Source organism: Bradyrhizobium sp. (genome assembly GCF_036009065.1).
In the GTDB taxonomy this organism is placed as follows: Bacteria; Pseudomonadota; Alphaproteobacteria; order Rhizobiales; family Xanthobacteraceae; genus Bradyrhizobium.
In genome coordinates, this window is record NZ_DASYMN010000239.1 from 22693 (window position 1) to 41194 (window position 18502).

At 63.1% G+C, this 18502-nt stretch carries 17 protein-coding genes and 1 tRNA gene; 12 read left to right on the top strand and 6 right to left on the bottom strand.

Annotated features, from left to right (window positions below; all coding sequences use genetic code 11):
* Nucleotides 1-166 precede the first annotated feature (166 nt).
* The 3 genes from VGP39_RS14485 to VGP39_RS14495 all read left to right on the top strand — a co-directional run bounded on the left by VGP39_RS14485 (nt 167) and on the right by VGP39_RS14495 (nt 2118).
* On the top strand, nt 167-1459 hold the full coding sequence (locus tag VGP39_RS14485) for a hypothetical protein (RefSeq protein ID WP_327568790.1): 1293 nt from the start codon (nt 167-169) through the stop codon (nt 1457-1459).
* Between the two features lie 201 nt (nt 1460-1660).
* Nucleotides 1661-1735: transfer RNA gene (locus VGP39_RS14490), tRNA-Val, on the top strand.
* 107 nt (nt 1736-1842) lie between these two features.
* Entirely contained in the window at nt 1843-2118 is a 276-nt protein-coding gene (locus VGP39_RS14495) for a hypothetical protein (protein ID WP_327568791.1), read from the top strand.
* 52 nt (nt 2119-2170) lie between these two features.
* Here the strand turns inward: VGP39_RS14495 and VGP39_RS14500 are convergent, their stop codons facing one another.
* The 5 genes from VGP39_RS14500 to VGP39_RS14520 all read right to left on the bottom strand — a co-directional run bounded on the left by VGP39_RS14500 (nt 2171) and on the right by VGP39_RS14520 (nt 6795).
* Nucleotides 2171-2317 (bottom strand): hypothetical protein, encoded by a 147-nt coding sequence (locus VGP39_RS14500; protein WP_327568792.1) that lies wholly within the window; start codon nt 2315-2317, stop codon nt 2171-2173.
* An 84-nt stretch (nt 2318-2401) separates the two neighbouring features.
* A complete protein-coding gene (locus VGP39_RS14505; RefSeq protein ID WP_327568793.1) occupies nt 2402-3067 on the bottom strand; it encodes a metallophosphoesterase in 666 nt (221 codons plus the stop codon).
* Nucleotides 3064-3738, bottom strand: coding sequence for an alpha/beta family hydrolase (locus tag VGP39_RS14510; protein ID WP_327568794.1), 675 nt, complete (start codon nt 3736-3738; stop codon nt 3064-3066). Before VGP39_RS14510 ends, VGP39_RS14505 begins: the two co-directional genes overlap by 4 nt.
* 91 nt (nt 3739-3829) lie before the next feature.
* Complete coding sequence (locus VGP39_RS14515; protein WP_327568795.1) at nt 3830-5155, bottom strand: M20/M25/M40 family metallo-hydrolase; 1326 nt, start codon at nt 5153-5155, stop codon at nt 3830-3832.
* A gap of 95 nt (nt 5156-5250) precedes the next feature.
* Nucleotides 5251-6795, bottom strand: a complete 1545-nt coding sequence (locus VGP39_RS14520; protein WP_327568796.1) for an acetolactate synthase large subunit — start codon at nt 6793-6795, stop codon at nt 5251-5253.
* A gap of 220 nt (nt 6796-7015) precedes the next feature.
* Between VGP39_RS14520 and VGP39_RS14525 the strand changes: the two genes are divergently transcribed.
* Nucleotides 7016-7585 (top strand): L,D-transpeptidase, encoded by a 570-nt coding sequence (locus VGP39_RS14525; RefSeq protein WP_327568797.1) that lies wholly within the window; start codon nt 7016-7018, stop codon nt 7583-7585.
* A gap of 215 nt (nt 7586-7800) precedes the next feature.
* Nucleotides 7801-8616 carry a DUF2927 domain-containing protein gene (locus VGP39_RS14530; protein WP_327568798.1) on the top strand — a complete coding sequence of 272 codons (816 nt, stop codon included), beginning with the start codon at nt 7801-7803 and terminating at the stop codon, nt 8614-8616.
* A gap of 158 nt (nt 8617-8774) precedes the next feature.
* Here VGP39_RS14530 and VGP39_RS14535 read toward each other — a convergent pair whose 3' ends face one another.
* Nucleotides 8775-9947, bottom strand: coding sequence for an isovaleryl-CoA dehydrogenase (locus VGP39_RS14535; protein ID WP_327568808.1), 1173 nt, complete (start codon nt 9945-9947; stop codon nt 8775-8777).
* 278 nt (nt 9948-10225) lie between these two features.
* On the opposite strand from VGP39_RS14535, the gene VGP39_RS14540 reads away from it, so the two are divergent.
* From VGP39_RS14540 to mdlC, 7 genes are all read left to right on the top strand, one after another.
* Complete coding sequence (locus VGP39_RS14540; RefSeq protein WP_327568799.1) at nt 10226-11488, top strand: cytochrome P450; 1263 nt, start codon at nt 10226-10228, stop codon at nt 11486-11488.
* 33 nt (nt 11489-11521) lie between these two features.
* The gene (locus VGP39_RS14545; RefSeq protein ID WP_327568800.1) at nt 11522-12796 is read left to right on the top strand and encodes a cytochrome P450; all 1275 of its coding nucleotides are present in this window, start codon (nt 11522-11524) and stop codon (nt 12794-12796) included.
* A gap of 11 nt (nt 12797-12807) precedes the next feature.
* Entirely contained in the window at nt 12808-13248 is a 441-nt protein-coding gene (locus tag VGP39_RS14550) for a PaaI family thioesterase (RefSeq protein ID WP_327568801.1), read from the top strand.
* Complete coding sequence (locus VGP39_RS14555) at nt 13245-14411, top strand: acyl-CoA dehydrogenase family protein (protein WP_327568802.1); 1167 nt, start codon at nt 13245-13247, stop codon at nt 14409-14411. Before VGP39_RS14550 ends, VGP39_RS14555 begins: the two co-directional genes overlap by 4 nt.
* Before the next feature lie 182 nt (nt 14412-14593).
* Nucleotides 14594-15724 (top strand): CaiB/BaiF CoA-transferase family protein, encoded by a 1131-nt coding sequence (locus tag VGP39_RS14560; protein WP_327568803.1) that lies wholly within the window; start codon nt 14594-14596, stop codon nt 15722-15724.
* Entirely contained in the window at nt 15721-16596 is an 876-nt protein-coding gene (locus tag VGP39_RS14565) for an FAS1-like dehydratase domain-containing protein (RefSeq protein WP_327568804.1), read from the top strand. Before VGP39_RS14560 ends, VGP39_RS14565 begins: the two co-directional genes overlap by 4 nt.
* Before the next feature lie 137 nt (nt 16597-16733).
* A complete protein-coding gene (mdlC, locus tag VGP39_RS14570; protein WP_327568805.1) occupies nt 16734-18359 on the top strand; it encodes a benzoylformate decarboxylase in 1626 nt (541 codons plus the stop codon).
* Nucleotides 18360-18502: the final 143 nt, after the last annotated feature.

Genomic DNA, 18502 nt, shown 5'->3' on the forward strand with positions numbered 1-18502 from the left:
ATCGCTTTGAAGACTCTTGCGAAGATCGATGGATACGCGGGTCAAGCCCGCGTATGACGCCCTGCGTGGTTAACGGATTCACGTTAATGCGGCATAGCGCTGGCCTTTGCACCGCGCGTTATGGCATTGGTAACCACGACGATTTTCGTGTGCGGGAGTATCTTCCATGGTCGAGCCGATCATGTATCTGGCGATCGGTTTTCTGGTTTCGATGCTGTTCGGGCTGATGATCGTGCCGCTGGTGCATAACCGCGCCGTGCGGCTGACCACCAGGCGGCTGGAAGCGGCGACGCCGCTGTCGATGGCGGAAATCCAGGCCGACAAGGACCAGTTGCGCGCCGAATTTGCGATGTCGGCGCGGCGGCTGGAGATGAGCGTCGACCAGCTCCGCAACAAGACCACCAGCCAGCTCGCCGAACTCGGCAAGAAATCCGACGCCATCAATCGCATGAAGCTCGAGCTCGGCGAAAAGACCGCGACCATCTTCCAGCTGGAAGCGCGCGAGAAGGCGATCAAGGACCAGCTGCGCACGACGGAAGAGGAATTCGCCGCCAAGACGCAACTGCTGCGCTCCGCCGAAACCGCATTGATCGACAAGCAGGCGGAACTTGCAAAACTCAACCACGACCTCAGCGACAAATCGCTGGTGGCGGAAACCCGCCAGGTCGAACTGGTCACGGTGCGCACCCAGATCGACGCGCTGCAGGCCCGCGTCGGCGAGGCCGAAAAGGAATTTTCCGAAACCCAGGCGCGGCTGGAGCAGCAGCGCGGCCAATCCGACCTTGCGACCCGCGAGCTTGCCGAGGCGCGCGAGCGCGTCGAGACTCTGAACCACCGGGTGACCGATCTCGACCGCCAGCTGTTGCTGCAGGTCAAGGAAGCCGAGATGCTCAGCGGCCGCATCACCGACCTGGAAAATCGCCTGGAAGCCCAGGGCAAGCAGCTGGCCGAGCGCGAATACGAGAACAGGCAGTTGCGGGAAGCAGCCGAAGCCGCAGGCCGCCTTGAGAAGGAATTGCGCGACGAGATCGCGGCGCTGAACAGCGGCAAGTCGTCGCCGGCCATGGAAAAACTGCGCAGCGAGAAGGCCGCGCTCGAGGAGCAGCTCGGCATCGCCCGCGACGAACGCGCCCGGGCGCAGCGCGACCTCAACGCGATGCAGCAACAGGCCGAAAGCTCGTGGGCGACCGAGCGCATGGAGAACGCGCTGCTTCGCGAGCGCATCAACGACATCGCCGCCGAAGTCGCAAAACTCGCGATGGCGCTGGAGGGTCCGAATTCGGCGATCGACGCCATCCTCGCGGCCGAACCGGTGGCGCCGCCGATTGCACTGAAACCGGCCAACGATCGGCCCGCCGATGACGGCGCTGCCGGGAACGTCGTGCCCATCGGCGGCACGCTCGCCGACCGCATCCGCGCACTGCAGTCGCATGCCTCAAGGGCGCGGCAGCAGGGCTGAACGCTTTCCGCAAGCGGTAAATTACGTCATTCGAGCGAAGCGAAGCAATCCAGCGGCAATCAAGCAAGAACTGGATTGCTTCGTCCGCGTTGCTCCTCGCAATGACAAATCCTTGACAGCCCTGCCCCACACTCCGTAAATCGCGGCTGAAACGGCGTGCACTGGCCGGTTTTCCGCCCATTGAAACCGCACGACAATCCCGGACGCATAGCTCAGCGGGAGAGCGTTCCCTTCACACGGGAGAGGTCCAAGGTTCGATCCCTTGTGCGTCCACCATCAACATCAAACAATGTCAAAGAAAGCCGCGCAGTGGCCGCGTCTCGCCATAATAAGTCACCACCAAGCCAGTTAAGCCGTCGCGCTAACGGGGAGCAGCGCGACACATGTCCAGTACCGGCATTCACATCGATTTCAACGCTCCGGCAATTTTGAGAAAATGGCCGTCGCTTAATAGCGAGCGCATCAGCGCCTCCCTTGGCGCACGCCCCTATCTGGTCGTCGACGGGTCGCTGGACGAGTGCATCCGGCAGTTCCTGGGAAAGCCGGCGGGCCAGCGTCACCTTTACGAGATTCACACCGCGCCGCAAGCCGATCTGGTGAGCGCGGTCTTGTCGGCGGAGCACATCGTTGAAATCGCCAGGCTGCGGGATTTTCTCTAGGCGGCTCGTGGTACCTCAGCGGTTTCGAGATACCACGTCAGGTATGGTGCCATTAAATCCGGAAATGCCAAACCACCAACACGGTCGCCAAAGTCAGCGCCGCGCTGATGATCCAGCCGCCAAAATACTCGACGTCGTGGTCGCCCGCGCCCTGGATCACGTCGGCTCTTCCGACGTGGGATCGCCAATGATGTGACATGGCAGCCTCCTGACATTCCTCAACAGATAATCGCGGCGGCGGCGGCAGGTTCCATGCTGCAACCGGAGGTTAGCACAAAATTGCTCACGCCGCAGGCCCCTTCACCACGACAAAATCGACCGGGCCGCCCGGCTTGGCGTCATCGAACACGCCGGTCACCAGCCGTCCGGTCCGCCAGGCCAGCGTGTCGAGGTTGGTGCGGCCCTGATACAGCTCCGGTCCATCGGCAAACGAGTTGTGGCCGTGCACGACATGGCGGTCGCCATAACCGCCTTTGTAGCCTTTCGGATACCGCTTCCAGAGCAGCGTATGTTCCGATTGCTTATCGAGCGGCATGTCGGGATCGACGCCGGCGTGAACGAAGATCCGGTGGGCATCGGTATGCATCAGCGGCAACACGTCGAGCCAGGCGACATCCGCCTCCGGTATCGCGGACGGATTGCCGCCATAGGATGTGATGGTGGCGTCGCCGCCCTTCTCGATCCACCACTGCATTTTTGCCGGATTTCGCAGCGCCTCGACCATCATCGCATCATGGTTGCCCTTGAGCGGAAACAACCGCCAGCCCTCGAACGTGCCGGCCCGCATCCGTGTCACAACCTGTCTGCTGTCCGGCCCCTTGTTGACGTAGTCGCCGAGCGTGACAATCGTGCCGGTGTTGCCGGCGGCGTGGTCTGCGATCTTCGCAAGCGCATCACGCAGCAGGTCGAACCTGCCGTGCAGGTCCGGTATGACATAGGTCAGGCTCATGTCGGCAGTCCGCCGATCCAGGCCGACAACGCATCCAGCACTTCGTTCATGACCTCGCGGTCATTGCGTCCGGAGCGCGCCGGCACGTGGAAGGAATGATCGGCCTCCTGCACGAGATGCAGCGATGCCATGGCTCCGAGGTCTCTCACGACCGGCTCGAGCAGCGTCAGTTCCGCGAAACCGTCGCGGGTGCCTTGCAGGAACAGCATCGGGATCCTGAGTTCGGAAAGGTGCGCGGCCCGCGCGACGGACGGCTTGTCGGGGGGATGCAACGGAAATCCCAGAAAGGCCAGTCCGCGAACGCCGGCCAGCGGCGCGATCGCCTGCGCCTGTGAGGTCATGCGGCCGCCGAACGATTTTCCGCCCGCGATCAGCGGCAGCCCGGCACAGCGCTGCGCGGCGTCCGCTACAGCGGCGCGCACTGCCGCATGCGCGACCGCCGGCGCGTCGGGCCGCTTGCTGCCTTTTTCCATATACGGGAACTGGTAGCGCAGGCTCGCGATGCCGCGGTCGGAAAGACCGGCTGCAACCGTCTCCATGAAGGGATGGGACATGCCGGCGCCGGCGCCATGGGCAAACACGAAACAGGCGCGCGCATTCTCCGGCCGCAGCAGCAGCGCGGAAATGGAGGCTGCGTTCTCGACGTCCAGCTTCAGGCTTTGTGCGGTCATGAGATCGGAACCCGTAGGGTGGATTAGCGAAAGCCTAATCCGCCATTATGGCGCAATACGCATCGGGCGGCGCTTCGCGCCGACCCGTTCGCTACTGCGCCCTACGGTTCTGCAGCGCCGGCTTGGTCACGCCGTCCAGCCCCGCCAGCACCAGAATCGTCAGCAGCGCGCTTTGCGGGCCGAAATACGCGTCGACCGGCTTGTACCATTCGTTGCGCGAGTGCCAGTTGCCGCCCTCGCCGCCGCCGCCGATGGTGACGGCGGGAATGCCGCGCGACATCGCCCAGTTCGAATCCGTGCTGGAGCCGGCGAAGGTGACGCGCGGCGCGCGGGTAATGGTTGTGACCGCGCGTTGCGTGGCCTGCACGATCGGCGAATCCAGCGCGACGATGCCGGCGGGCCGGTCGCCGATCAGTTTTATTTCGACGGCGATCTTGTCCGAATTCCAGCGCGCGTTCTCTTCCCGCACCGCGTCCTTGACGAGATCGAGCAGCCGGGCCTCGAGCTTCAAGAGTTCGTCCGTGGAGTCCGAGCGCATGTCGACCGCCATTCTGGCCTCGGCGGCGATGGCGTTGACGGAGGTGCCTCCAACAACGGTGCCGACGGTGAAGGTGGTTTTCGGCTCCTTTGGTGTCTGCAATTCCGAGATTTTCGCGATCGCCCGGCCCATGGCGTGGATCGCGCTCGGCAGTCCGAATTCCTGGAAACTGTGGCCGCCGGGCCCGCGAAAAATCATTTCATAGCGGTTGCTGCCGGTCGCCTGGTTGACGATGCGGGTGATGCCGAGCCCGTCGATCGAGATGAACCCTTCGATATCGCTGTGGTCGCGGAACAGCGCCTTGACGCCACGCAGATTGCCCAGTTCCTCCTCGCCGACGGTGCCGACGAACAGTATGTCGCCCACCGTCTTGAGTTCGTTAGCGTTCATGGCCTGGATCAGGGACAGCAGCGCCGCCAGGCCACGCGAGTCGTCACCGATGCCGGGCGCGAGAATGACGCCGTCCTTCTCTTTCACGGTGACGTCGGTGCCTTCGGGAAACACCGTGTCGAGATGCGCCGAGACCACAAGTTTTGGGCCGCCGCCGCTGCCCTTGCGCAACCCGATCACATTGCCTTCCGCGTCGATCGAGGCGTCCTTGAAGCCGAGTTCGACAAACCGTTTCAGGTAATATTCCGCCCTGGCTTTCTCCTTGAATGGCGGCGCCGGGATTTCGGTGATGCGCTTCTGCTCGGCAAGGGCGCGGCCGTCATCTGCCCTGATGTCGTCGAGCGTCTTGATGACTTTGGGATGTGCGAGGATCGCGGTGTAGGCCGATTCGACAGCAGGAGCAGCTTGAGCGCGCGCGTCTTGCGTTGTCGCAGCGCTCAACAGCAGAACAGCGGCAATGAGGCCGTATTGCATGGGCCCGTTCGTCATCCTGCCCTCCGCTCCGAATGGACTCGTGGAGAGTTCCCTCACCCGCCTCGCATCTTTCGATGCGAGGCGACCTCTCCCCTGCGGGGAGAGGTGAACTACATCTGTACCTCGATCAGCCGCGGCCCCGGCTCGGCGACGCCTTCCGCCAGCGCCTTGACGAAATCGTCGACATTGGAAACGGCGCGGCCCGGCACGCCCATGCCCTTGGCGAGCGATACAAAGTCCAGCGTGGGGCGGTCGATTTTCAGCATGTCGAGCGCGCGCTGCCCGGGTTCTCCGGCGCCCACGCCGTCGAATTCGCCACGCAAAATCTGGTAGATGCGGTTGGCGAACACGATGGTCAGCACGTTGAGGCCTTCGCGCGCCTGCGTCCACAGCGATTGCAGCGTGTACATCGCGCTGCCGTCGCCCACCATGCAGATCACCTTGCGGTCGGGACAGGCCACCGCGGCGCCGGTTGCGACCGGCGTCGAAAAGCCGATCGAGCCGCCCATGTTCTGCAGCCAGTCATGCGGAGCGGCCGCCGCGGTCGGCGGGAAGAAGCCGCGGCCGGTGGTGACGGATTCATCGACCACGATGGCGTTTTCGGGGATCGCCATCGCAATTGCCTGCGCGATCGAGGCGTGGGTCAGCGGCCCGGTCGGTTTTGCCAGTTCGACCATCTGCTGCGGCTTTGCATCGCCCGGCTTGGCGCCGAGCGCGCCCGCCAGCGCCTCCAGCGCTGCCACGGAATTTTCACCGCCGGAGGTCATGCGATGAACCTCGCAGCCTTCGGGCTTGAGCAGGCTCGGCTTGTTCGGATAGGCGAAGAACGCCACGGGGTCGTTGGCCTCGACCAGAATGATATGCTTGAAATCCTTCAGGATCGGCAGCGCCTGCTCGATCACATAGGGAATCCGGTCAATCGCGAAGCGGCCGCGGCCGCGGGCCATGCGCGGATTGTAGGTCTGCCCCATCACCTTGCAGCCGGTCTTGCCGGCGATCTGCGCGGCCAATGCCAGCCCGTGTTCGGTAAGCGCGCCGCCGGTGAGCAGCAACAGGGTCTGCTCGCCCCCGCGCAGCACCTTTGCCGCGGTTTCAACCGCCTGCGGCGAATAGCTCACGCGCTGGGAGTCCGCAGCGACGTCGGCGATGCCGTCGGCCTCGTTCCAGGCGGTATCGGCGGGCAGGATCAGCGTCGCGATCTGCGGTGGTGAACTCTTGGCCGCGGCGATGGCGGCGGCGCCGTCGCCTGATACCGATTTTGCGTCCGGCGAGGTGCGGACCCAGGCCGACATCGGCCGGGCAAGGCCTTCGATATCGGACGTCAGCGGCGCGTTGTAGCCGATGTGGTAGACCGCGTGCTGGCCGACGATGTTGACAATGCCGGAATTCGCCTTCTTGGCGTTGTGCAGGTTGGCAAGGCCGTTGGCGAGGCCGGGGCCGAGATGCAGCAGCGTCGATGCCGGCGTGCCCTTCATGCGGTAATAGCCATCGGCCGCGCCCGTCACCACGCCTTCGAACAGGCCGAGCACGCAGCGCATGCCCTCGACGCGGTCCAGCGCTGCGACAAAATGCATCTCCGAGGTGCCGGGATTGGCAAAGCAGACGTCCACCCCGCCCTTGACCAAGGTCCGCACCAGACTTTCCGCACCATTCATCGTTCCGCTCCCGTTCGCGACGTTTTTTTAATCTCGTTTAAGAGATCAACCATTGTTCACGCATTTGGTCAAAGGGGCGCGGCGCATTGCTGGCATCGTTCCAAAGCGGGCTTTTTGGCAACGGTAGCATTGGAAATTAACCGCTCACGCGGCCGTGGCTTGCGAAATCGTGCGAATTATGGCCTCTCTCGCACGAAATCGTTGTTTTGCGAGGAACATGATGACCCGCGTTTTTGCTTTTTTGGTTGCAGCGGCGGCTCTGCTGGCCGGCAACAGCGCCGCCATGGCTCAGTTCGACATGCGCGACATCATGGGCGGCGGCCCCAATTTCCGGGGCGGCGGCTCAAGTCCGATCCCGCGCACCACCGTGAGCTATGCCAGCAACTATTCGCCCGGCACCGTCGTCGTGAACACGACAGAACGGCGGCTGTATCTGGTGCTCCCGGGCGGCCAGGCCCTGCGCTATGGCATCGGCGTCGGCCGTGACGGTTTCCGCTGGGGCGGCGTCCACCGCATCTCCGCCAAGAAGGAATGGCCCGCCTGGACCCCGCCGTCGCAAATGCTGCGCCGACGCCCGGATCTGCCACGGCACATGGTTGGCGGCGTCGACAATCCGCTCGGTGCGCGCGCGATGTATCTCGGCTCGACGCTTTATCGCATTCACGGCTCGAACGAGCCGGAAACCATCGGACAGGCGGTTTCCTCGGGCTGCTTCCGCATGACCAATGACGATGTGACCGACCTCTACAGCCGCGTCTCCGTCGGCACCACTGTGATCGTGAAAAACTGATTTGAAGCGGCTCCGCCTTACCTCTCCCCGCGGGGGAGAGGTCGAAACCGGAGCCACCGGGTCGGCGCGAAGCGCCGCCCGATGATAAACTCCGTGCAGGCTTCGGGTGATGGGTCTCTCCACACATTCGGACCCGCGGATAGCCCCTCACCCGGATCGCATCTGGCGATGCGATCCGACCTCTCCCTCCGGGGAGAGGTGACCTGAGCTACCCGATGCGCGCAACACGACTTCGGCTGGTTCTGCAACTCGGCTTCGGCTTGAGCGGGTTCGTGCTGGACGGCTTTGCCTTGCAGCACACCGCTGCCGCAGAGATTCCCGGCGTCGCATCGCGCCAGCGCACCGAAAAAAAATCCTTCACCGACAGCGAGATCGTCGACGGCTTCCTCAAGACCGCGTTCGGCGCCGAATACCACCTCGCAGGAAGGGTCGACCGCATCCGCAAATACGATGCGCCGGTGCGGGTGTTCGCCGACGGCGTCCGCCGCAGCAATCGCAAGGCGCAGCTCGCCAAAGTCGTCGCCGACATCGCAACCCGCGTCCGCCATCTCGATATCGCCATGGCCGATAGCAGCGACGACGCCAATGTCGTCGTCAAGCTGGTGCGCGACCGCGATCTGTTTCGCACCATCTCGACCTTCTACGGCGCCGACCGCGCGCGCGCGATTCGCAGCAACCTCGATCCGCAATGCCTGTCCGGCTTCCGCAAGAACGAGAAATACGAGATCGAGCATTCCGACGTCATTCTCACCGTCGACAACGGCGATTTTATCTTTCTCGACTGCGCCTATGAAGAACTGCTGCAGTCGCTGGGGCCGATCAACGACACCAGCTCCGTCCCCTGGACCATGTTCAACGACAGCGTCCAGATGGGATTTTTCGGCGTCTACGATCAGTACATCATGAACATCCTGTACGACCCGCGCATCAAGGCCGGCATGACGATTGCGGAGGTCCGGGCGGTGTTGCCGCAGGTGCTCGCGGATGTGCGGCCGTGGGTGGCGAAAGTGAACGGGCTGCCGCCGGAGTAATCGTGTCCCGGGCGCGATGCAGCGCGTAGCTCTTGCGAAGCGCTGCTTCGCAGAACCGGGACCGTACCAAACGCCGGGGTTCGTAATGGCCCCGGCTCTGCAGCGCACCACGCCGCGTAGAGCGGCGCGCTGCGCTGCGTCCGGGGCACGCACCATCCCTACGCCGACTTGTCGAACAGCTCGCGCCCGATCAGCATGCGGCGGATTTCGCTGGTACCGGCGCCGATCTCGTACAGCTTTGCGTCGCGCAGCAGCCGTCCCGTCGGATAGTCGTTGATATAGCCGTTGCCGCCGAGCAACTGGATTGCGTCGAGCGCGCATTGTGTCGCTTTTTCCGACGCATAGAGGATGGCGCCTGCGGCGTCCTCGCGCGTGGTCTCGCCGCGGTCGCAAGCCTTGGCCACCGCATAGACATAGGCCCGCGAGGCATTCATCGTCGTATAGAGGTCGGCGATCTTGCCCTGCACCAGTTGGAAACTGCCGATCGGCTGGCCGAATTGCTTGCGCTCGTGCACATACGGCATCACCACGTCGAGGCAGGCCTGCATGATGCCGAGCGGACCCGCGGCGAGCACCGCGCGCTCGTAATCGAGACCCGACATCAGCACGTTGACGCCGCGGCCGACCTCGCCGAGCACGTTCTCCTCCGGCACCTCACAGTCCTCGAACACCAGTTCGCCGGTGTCGGAGCCGCGCATGCCGAGCTTGTCGAGCTTTTGCGCGGTGGAAAATCCTTTCATGCCTTTCTCGATGACAAAGGCCGTGATGCCGCGCGGCCCCGCCGATGGATCAGTCTTGGCATAGACCACCAGGGTCTCCGCTACGGGTCCGTTGGTGATCCACATCTTGCTGCCGTTGATGACATAGCGGTCGCCCTTCTTGTCGGCGCGGGTCGACATCGACACCACGTCGGAGCCGGCCGAGGGCTCCGACATCGCCAGCGCGCCGACATGCTCGCCCGAAATCAGCTTCGGCAGATATTTGCGCTTCTGCGCGTCGCTGCCGTTACGCCGGAGCTGATTGACGCAAAGATTGGAATGCGCGCCGTAGGACAGGCCCACCGCCGCCGACGCCCGCGAGATTTCCTCCATGGCGATGCAGTGCTCGAGATATCCCAGCCCCGAACCGCCATATTCTTCCTCCACGGTAATTCCGTGCAGACCGAGCTCGCCGAGCTTCGGCCATAGATCGCGCGGGAACATATTGGTCTTGTCGATTTCGGCGGCGCGCGGCGCGATCTCATGGGTCGAAAAGTCGCGGACCGTTTCGCGAATGGCGTCCGCGGTCTCGCCGAGATCGAAATTGAATATCCGTTGCGCGTTGGGAATCATCGTGGGTTTGCCTCCGGTCAGACGGCGCGGGTCACGCGCAAAGCCCTGTTCTTTGGCGATAACCATGTCATGGCCGGACCGTGCTGAGAAGAGCACTTCGACAGCCGGCGGTTGTGCCAAACGCCGTGAACATGACCTAAGTTCGAGAATCGATCGCCTCCGTCGCGGCCGAAATTACGCCAACTCGCTTGCTCTTGTCGCCGCAACGGGATGTAATTCCCGCCGGCACGGCTACCGTCCGAACCCAGCCGCGGATGGGACGATCTGGGAAATATCAGATGCACGGAGCGATCGATCGCGCCGAGAATGCCCATCAAAGGGCCGCGCGGGATAGAGCCTGGTCGATCCCGCTCGAGCAGTTCGATCCCGGCGATCCCGAGCTGTTCCGCAGCGATACCTTCTGGCCGTATTTCGAGCGGCTGCGCAAGCAAGAGCCGATCCACCATTGCAGGGACAGCGTGTTCGGACCGTATTGTTCGGTGACAAAATACAACGACATCATGAGCGTCGAGACCAATCATCATGTCTATTCATCGGCGGCGGTTTTCGGCGGTATCACGATCCGCGACGCCGACGTCGATTTCCGTCGCCCGAGTTTCATTGCAATGGACCCGCCGACCCATAGCGCCCAGCGCAAGACGGTCGCACCGATGTTCACGCCGACCCATCTCGATCAGCTCACCTCCATCATCCGCGAACGCGCCGGACAGGTTCTGGATCGCTTGCCGCGCAACGAAACCTTCGACTGGGTCGACCGGGTTTCGATCGAACTGACCACGCAGATGCTGGCGACGCTGTTCGACTTTCCCTGGCAGGAGCGGCGCAAGCTGACATACTGGTCGGATCTGGCGACGAGCTTGCCGCCGACACCGGAAGCGGAACTGAAACGCCAGGCCGAACTGATCGAATGCGGCGATTATTTCGCCGGGCTTTGGAATGAGCGGCTGAACGCGCCGCCCAAAAGCGATCTGCTGTCGATGATGGCGCATAGCGACGCCACCCGTCATCTCGATTCGCATAATTTCCTCGGCAACATCATCCTGCTGATCGTCGGCGGCAATGACACCACGCGCAATTCGCTGTCCGGCGGCGTGCTCGCGCTCAACCAGTTTCCCGGCGAGTACCGGAAACTACGCGACAATCCGGCACTGATCGACAGCATGGTGCCGGAAATCATCCGCTGGCAGACGCCGCTGGCGCATATGCGCCGGACTGCGCTGCAGGATGCGGAACTCGGCGGCAAGCAGATCAAGCAAGGCGACAAGGTGGTGATGTGGTACGTCTCGGGCAATCGTGACGAAGACGTGATCGAAAATCCCGATGTCTTCATCATTGACCGGGCGCGGCCGCGCCAACATCTCTCATTCGGCTTCGGTATCCACCGCTGCGTGGGAATCAGGCTCGCCGAGCTTCAATTGAAGATCGTCTGGGAAGAAATCATGAAGCGCTTCGATCATATTGAGGTGGTCGGGGAACCCAAGCGGGTGTATTCCAGCTTTGTCAAAGGCTATGAGACGCTGCCGGTCCGTATCGCCGGCTAGGCCACGATGGCCAAACTTTGGGATTGACGAATTATGAATATCCAGACCGCCATCAGGTCAGACAAGCAGGAGCGCCAGCGCGCCGCGCGCGAGGAAGCCTACGCGATGCCGCTGAAGGACTTTCATCCCGGCGCGCCAAAACTGTTCCAGAACGATACGCTATGGCCGTATTTCGAGCGGCTGCGCAAGGAAGAGCCGGTGCACTATTGCACCAACGCGCCGATCGAGCCCTATTGGTCGGTCACCAAATACAACGACATCATGCATGTCGACACCAACCACGGCGTCTATTCCTCCGACGTGAGGAATGGCGGCATCTCGATTCGCGACGTGCCGGTCGGCTACGACTGGCCGAGCTTTATCGCGATGGACCAGCCCAAGCACGGCCCCCAGCGCAAGACCGTGTCGCCGATGTTCACGCCGACGCATCTCGACGAACTGGCGGTCCTGATCCGCCAGCGCGCGGCCAAGGTGCTGGACGCGCTGCCGCGCAACGAAACCTTCAACTTCGTCGAGCGCGTCTCGATCGAACTGACCACGCAGATGCTGGCGACGCTGTTCGATTTCCCGTGGGAAGAGCGCCGCAAGCTGACGCGCTGGTCGGATGTATCGACGGCGCTGCCGAAGAGCGGCGTGGTTTCGTCGCCGGAAGAACGCCGGCGCGAGATGGACGAATGCGCCGCGTATTTCACCAAGCTCTGGAACGAGCGCGTCAATTCCGAGCCGCGCAACGATCTGCTGTCGATGATGGCGCACAGCGACGCCACCCGCTACATGGATGGCGATAATCTGATGGGTAACCTGATCCTGCTGATCGTCGGCGGCAACGACACCACGCGCAACACCATGACCGGCTCGGTGCTGGCGCTGAACGAGAATCCCGACCAATACGAGAAGCTGCGTGAAAATCCTGATCTGATCGACACCATGGTGCCCGAAGTTATTCGCTGGCAGACGCCGCTGGCGCATATGCGGCGCACCGCGTTTGAGGACACCGAGCTCGGCGGCAAGACCATCAAGAAGGGCGACCGCGTGGTGATGTGGTACGTCTCCGGCAACCGCGACGAGGAAGTCATCGAGAACCCCGACCACTTCATCATTGACCGCCCCCGGCCGCGCACGCATCTGTCGTTCGGCTTCGGCATCCACCGCTGCGTCGGCATGCGGCTGGCCGAGCTTCAGTTGAAGATCGTGTGGCAGGAGATGCTGAAACGCTTCGACCATATCGAGGTGGTCGGCGAGCCCAAGCGCGTTTACTCCAGCTTTGTGAAGGGCTACGAAGAACTCCCCGTCCGAATCCCAGCGTAGATTTCGTCCCATTGGAACCAAAGCAGACAAATTCGCCGAGGCTTGCCGAAACCATCAACGCGAAGGGTTTTAGCCACGCTGCCGGTTTCCGCATCGTCGCCGTCGAACCGGGCCACGCCGAGGTCGTTTTGGCGCGCCGCGACGATCTGGTGCAGTTTTTTGGCCATTTCCATGGCGGCGTGATCACCGCGCTGGCCGATCAGGCCGCGGGCATCGCGGTCACTTCCGGATTGCCCAAGGGCCGGATCGGGGTCACCGTGGAATTGAAGATCAACTTCCTCGAGCCCGCCGATGGCAGCGAGCTTGTGGCCCGGGCCAAAACCCTGAAAATGTCAGGATCGATCGGCGTTGCGATTGTGGAAGTTTTCACCAGGGACGAAAAATCCGAACGGCTCTGCGCCTTCTGTACCGCCACCATGCGCGCCCTCGATCTGCCAGCCGAGTTCAAATGACCGCGACCGAACCAGACGAATTCGCCGACATCCGCGATGCGGTGGCAAAACTCTGTGCGCAGTTTCCAGGCGAATACTGGCGCAAGCTCGACCGCGAGATGGCGTATCCCTCAGCGTTCGTCGATGCCTTGACCAAGGCCGGGTATCTCTCGGTGCTGATCCCGGAAGAATATGGCGGCGCCGGCCTAAAACTGTCCGCCGCCTGCGCGATCCTGGAAGAAATCCAGCGCGCCGGATGCAATGGCGGCGGCTGCCATGCGCAGATGTACACCATGGGCACGCTGCTTCGGCACGGCAGCGACGCGCAGAAAGCAAAGTGGCTGCCAAAAATCGCCAGCGGCGAATTGCGGCTGCAGGCGTTCGGCGTCACCGAGCCGACCAGCGGCACCGATACTTCGTCGCTGAAAACCTTTGCGAAGCGCGACGGCCATGACAGCTACATCGTCAACGGCCAGAAGATCTGGACCAGCCGCGCCGAACATTCCGACCTGATGATCCTGCTGGCGCGCACTACGCCGAAGGAGGAAGCCAAAAAGCGCACCGATGGATTGTCGGTGTTCATCGTTGACATGAAGGCGGCGAAGGGTAACGGACTTTCGATCCAGCCGATCCGCACCATGATGAACCACGCGACCACCGAGGTGTTCTTCACCGATTTGCGCGTGCCGGCGGAAAACCTGATCGGCGAGGAAGGGCGGGGATTTCGCTATATCCTCTCGGGCATGAATGCCGAGCGCATCCTGATCGCGGCCGAATGCGTTGGAGATGCCAAATGGTTCATCGCCAAGGCCTCTACCTATGCCAGGGAGCGCGTGGTGTTCGGCCGGCCGATCGGCCAGAACCAGGGGGTGCAGTTTCCCATCGCAAAAGCCTACGCCGCGATGCGCGCCGCCGAACTGATGGTCGGGGAAGCCACCCGCAAATACGAAGCCGGTCAGGATTGCGGCGCCGAGGCCAACATGGCCAAGATGCTTGCGGCCGACGCGTCCTGGGAGGCCGCCAACGCCTGCGTGCAGACCCATGGCGGCTTCGGCTTCGCCGAGGAATACGACGTTGAACGCAAGTTCCGCGAGACCCGGCTTTATCAGGTGGCGCCGATTTCGACCAATCTCGTCTTGTCTTATCTGGCCGAGCACGTGCTGGGCATGCCGCGGTCTTATTGAACAGCGTTGGAGAACTTTTTGCTGATGGCTGAAACCAACATTGCCGTCATCCTGAGGTGCTCGCCGTCTTCGGCGAGCCTCGAAGGGTCGCCACAAGCGCTTGCGGCCCATCCTTCGAGACGCCGCGCAAGTGCGCGGCTCCTCAGGATGACAGGCGCGAACTTTATAGCGGATTGATTGAGATGACCCTGCCGCTTGAGGGACTGACCGTCATTGCCGTCGAACAGGCGGTCGCTGCGCCCTTCTGCTCGTCGCGGCTGGCGGATGCCGGCGCGCATGTCATCAAGGTCGAGCGGCCCGAAGGCGATTTTGCCCGCGGTTATGACGCCGCGGCCAAGGGCCAGAGCAGCTATTTCGTCTGGCTCAACCGCGGCAAGGATTCGGTCGTCATCGATCTTGCGACCAAGGAAGGCCGCAAGACGCTTGAGGATTTGACCGCCAAAGCCGATGTGCTGCTGCAAAACCTGAAACCGGGCTCGATGGACAAGCTCGGTTTTTCGCTTGATCGCCTGCGCAAGGATTATCCGGCGCTGATCTGCTGCACCATCTCGGGCTATGGCGACGACGGGCCCTACGCGCATCGCAAGGCCTACGATCTGCTGATCCAGGCCGAGAGCGGCCTCGCCTCGATCACCGGTGGGCCTGACGGTCCCTCGCGCGTTGGCCTTTCCATCGTCGACATCGCCACCGGCGCCACCGCGCATGCGTCCATTCTAGAAGCGCTGATCGCACGTGGACGGACTGGCAAGGGCGCGGACATCCGGATCTCGATGTTCGATGTGATGGCCGACTGGCTGACGGTGCCGCTGCTCAACGCCGAAGCCGGCAACCCGCCGCAGCGCATGGGCCTGGCGCATCCCTCGATTGCGCCCTACGGCGTGTTCACCTCCAAGGACGGCAAGGGCATCCTGATTTCGATCCAGAGCGAGCGCGAATGGAAGAAGCTGTGCGCCGAAGTGCTCGGGCAACCCGACCTGCCCGGCGATCCGCGGCTTGCCAATATGGTGGAGCGCGTACGTAACCGCGCGCTGACTGACAAGACCGTCGGCGACAGTTTTGCGGCGCTGACGCGCGATGAGCTGCTGAAGCGATTATCCGACGCCGACATCGCTTTTGCCGAGGTCAACACCATGGCCGATCTCGCGGTGCATCCGCATTTGCGCCGCATCGAGGTCGATACGCCGAACGGGCCGGTTGCGTATCCCGCGCCTGCCGCGATCGTGATCGATCAGGTCAGGCACTATGGCGCCGTGCCGGCGATCGGCGGCCGCCGCGACGCCAAATCCATTCGCGCCGGGACAAAATCGCCATGACCACCACTACCGCCACTGCCCCCTCCACCCTCGACCTCGATCATTTGCGGCAATGGATCGGCCGCACCGAAGAGAAAACCGATGTCGTCACCGCGCATCTGGTGCGGGCCTTGCGCGCGACCTTGTTCATGGAGATCCGCGAGCCGAAGCCGGGCGACTCGGCACCCTTCACCGCGCATTGGTGCCTGGCGCAGCCGGTCTATCCGATGTCGCAGCTCGGCCCGGACGGCCACCCGACCCGCGGCGGCTTCCTGCCGCCGGTGCCGCTGCCGCGCCGGATGTGGGCCGGCGGCGAACTGGAATTTTTCGACAGCTTGCGGGTCGGCGACGAGATGAAACGCAGCTCGCGCATCTCGGACGTGACCATGAAGGCCGGCAGCACCGGCGTGCTGTGCTTCGTGTCCGTGCAGCACGAGGTTACCACGCCGCGAGGCCTCGCGATCCGCGAGCGGCAGGACATCGTCTATCGCGACGTTTCATCGAGCGCGCCAGCGGCCCCCGCGAAACCCGCGTCACCGCCGCCCGCGGCAAAACACCGCGAAAGCCATATGGCCGACGAGGTGCTGCTGTTCCGCTATTCGGCGCTGACCTTCAACGGCCACCGCATCCATTACGACCGCGACTATGTGACCAAGGTCGAGGGCTATCCCGGCCTGATCTTTCACGGCCCGATGCAGGCGGCGTTTCTGGTGGAATTCGCGGCAAAACTGCACGCCGGCAGCGCGCCGAAGAAATTCATCTATCGCGGGGTGCAGCCGCTGTTCGCGGGCTCGGAGTTCAGCGTCAACGCCAGTGAAATCGCAGGTGGCATGGAGCTGTGGACGGCGAATGCGCAGGGAATGCCGACCATGAAGGGCACCGCGGCGTGGTGAGGGGTTTCTCTCCGTCATTGCAAGGAGCCAAGCGACGAAGCAATCCAGGCTTTCTCCCTGGCTTCTGGATTGCTTCGCTTCGCTCGCAATGACGGCTTTAAGTCTTATTCCATCAACTATTTTTAGGGAAATCCGCGTTGCCCCGCAAACTACCAAAAAGCAGCGGCACATCCGTCAGCGTCAAGGACGCCACGCTCGATCTGCTGCGCGCATTCGGTATCAAAAAAGTGTTCGGCAATCCCGGCTCCACCGAACTGCCGTTCCTGAGCGACTGGCCAGGCGATATCGACTACGTGCTCGGCTTGCAGGAAGCCAGCGTGATCGGCATGGCCGATGGTTACGCCCAGGCCACCCGCAATGCCGGCTTCGTCAACCTGCATTCGGCCGCCGGTCTCGGCAACGCGCTCGGCAATATTTTCACCGCGCACCGCAACCAGACGCCGCTGGTGATCACCGCCGGCCAGCAGGCGCGCAGCATCCTGCCGCTGGAACCGTTTCTGTATGCTGAACGCGCCTCCGAATTCCCGCGGCCCTACGTCAAATTCAGCGTCGAGCCGGCGCGCGCCGAAGACGTGCCGGCGGCGATCGCGCGCGCGTATTACGTGGCGATGCAGCCGCCGTGCGGGCCGGCCTTCGTGTCGGTGCCGATCGACGACTGGACCCATCAAACCCAGCCGGTGCAAGCGCGCAGCGTCAGCCGTGAGCTCGGCCCTGATCCGGACGTGATGCGGGTGCTGGCCGCCGCGGTCGCCAAAAGCAGGCGTCCTGCTTTGGTGGTCGGCCCCGGCGTCGATCGCGCGCAGGCGGTCGATCTGATGGTGCGGGTTGCGGAGAAGGCAAAAGCCGCGGTCTGGGTCAGCCCGTTTTCGTCGCGCTGCAGTTTTCCGGAGCGGCATCCGCAATTTGCGGGCTTCCTGCATGCCTCACCGGCACAATTATCCGACGCGTTGCGCGAATATGATCTGGTCGTGGTGATTGGTGCGCCAGTATTCACGTTTCACGTCGAGGGCCACGCACCAATCTTCGAAGGCGCCATCCCGATCTTCCAGATCACCGACGATCCGGCCGCCGCCGCGGTCACTCCGTCGGGCGCCAGCATCATCGCCACCATGACGCCGGCCCTGACCATGCTGTGCGCGCTGTTGCCCGAGACCAAACGCGACGTCTTCAAAGGCCGCACGTTACCGCCACCGCCCAAAGCCGCCGATCCGATCCCGGTGGATTTCCTGATGCACACGCTGTCGACGCTGATGCCGGACGACGCCGCGCTGGTCGAGGAAGCTCCGTCGCATCGCCCGCTGATGAACCGGTTTCTTCCAATGCGCGGCCAGGACAGTTTTATCACCATGGCCAGCGGCGGATTAGGCTATGGGTTGCCAGCGTCGGTCGGCGTGGCGCTGGGCCGTCCTGAGATTCGGACGGCCTGCCTGATCGGCGACGGCTCGGCGATGTATTCGATCCAGGCGCTGTGGACCGCGGCGCAGCGCAAGCTGCCGCTGACGGTGGTGGTGATCAACAACGCCGGCTACGGCGCGATGCGCTCATTCAGCCAGGTGATGCAGGTGCGCAACGTGCCCGGCCTCGACCTGCCCGGCATCGATTTCGTGCGGATCGCGCAAGGAATGGGTTGCGACGCGGTGCGGGTCAGCAAGGCGTCCGAACTTGCGCCGGCGCTCGCGCGCGGGCTCGCGCATGACGGCGTCAGCCTGATCGAGGTGATGGTGGAGTCCGCGGTGCCGCTGCTTTACGGGCGGAAGGACTGACCTCATCCTGAGAGCCTGATCCAAAAATGTATCCGAGTCATTTCAACTACTTAGGAACGACGGTGTTGCGGGGATCTGACCTCAGGCAAATCTGCAGTTATTGCGATGCTCCAACGGGTTTCAACAAGTCGCATCTGAAAGTG

What these genes read in the sequence shown, in the direction of transcription:
- VGP39_RS14530 (WP_327568798.1), top strand. Translation starts at nt 7,801, where the DNA reads ATGCGCGCAACACGACTTCGGCTGGTTCTGCAACTCGGCTTCGGCTTG.
- VGP39_RS14520 (WP_327568796.1), bottom strand. Translation starts at nt 6,795, where the DNA reads ATGAATGGTGCGGAAAGTCTGGTGCGGACCTTGGTCAAGGGCGGGGTG.
- VGP39_RS14565 (WP_327568804.1), top strand. Translation starts at nt 15,721, where the DNA reads ATGACCACCACTACCGCCACTGCCCCCTCCACCCTCGACCTCGATCAT.
- VGP39_RS14535 (WP_327568808.1), bottom strand. Translation starts at nt 9,947, where the DNA reads ATGATTCCCAACGCGCAACGGATATTCAATTTCGATCTCGGCGAGACC.
- VGP39_RS14510 (WP_327568794.1), bottom strand. Translation starts at nt 3,738, where the DNA reads ATGACCGCACAAAGCCTGAAGCTGGACGTCGAGAACGCAGCCTCCATT.
- VGP39_RS14545 (WP_327568800.1), top strand. Translation starts at nt 11,522, where the DNA reads ATGAATATCCAGACCGCCATCAGGTCAGACAAGCAGGAGCGCCAGCGC.
- VGP39_RS14505 (WP_327568793.1), bottom strand. Translation starts at nt 3,067, where the DNA reads ATGAGCCTGACCTATGTCATACCGGACCTGCACGGCAGGTTCGACCTG.
- VGP39_RS14500 (WP_327568792.1), bottom strand. Translation starts at nt 2,317, where the DNA reads ATGTCACATCATTGGCGATCCCACGTCGGAAGAGCCGACGTGATCCAG.
- VGP39_RS14560 (WP_327568803.1), top strand. Translation starts at nt 14,594, where the DNA reads ATGACCCTGCCGCTTGAGGGACTGACCGTCATTGCCGTCGAACAGGCG.
- VGP39_RS14525 (WP_327568797.1), top strand. Translation starts at nt 7,016, where the DNA reads ATGACCCGCGTTTTTGCTTTTTTGGTTGCAGCGGCGGCTCTGCTGGCC.
- VGP39_RS14555 (WP_327568802.1), top strand. Translation starts at nt 13,245, where the DNA reads ATGACCGCGACCGAACCAGACGAATTCGCCGACATCCGCGATGCGGTG.
- VGP39_RS14515 (WP_327568795.1), bottom strand. Translation starts at nt 5,155, where the DNA reads ATGACGAACGGGCCCATGCAATACGGCCTCATTGCCGCTGTTCTGCTG.
- VGP39_RS14495 (WP_327568791.1), top strand. Translation starts at nt 1,843, where the DNA reads ATGTCCAGTACCGGCATTCACATCGATTTCAACGCTCCGGCAATTTTG.
- VGP39_RS14485 (WP_327568790.1), top strand. Translation starts at nt 167, where the DNA reads ATGGTCGAGCCGATCATGTATCTGGCGATCGGTTTTCTGGTTTCGATG.
- VGP39_RS14540 (WP_327568799.1), top strand. Translation starts at nt 10,226, where the DNA reads ATGCACGGAGCGATCGATCGCGCCGAGAATGCCCATCAAAGGGCCGCG.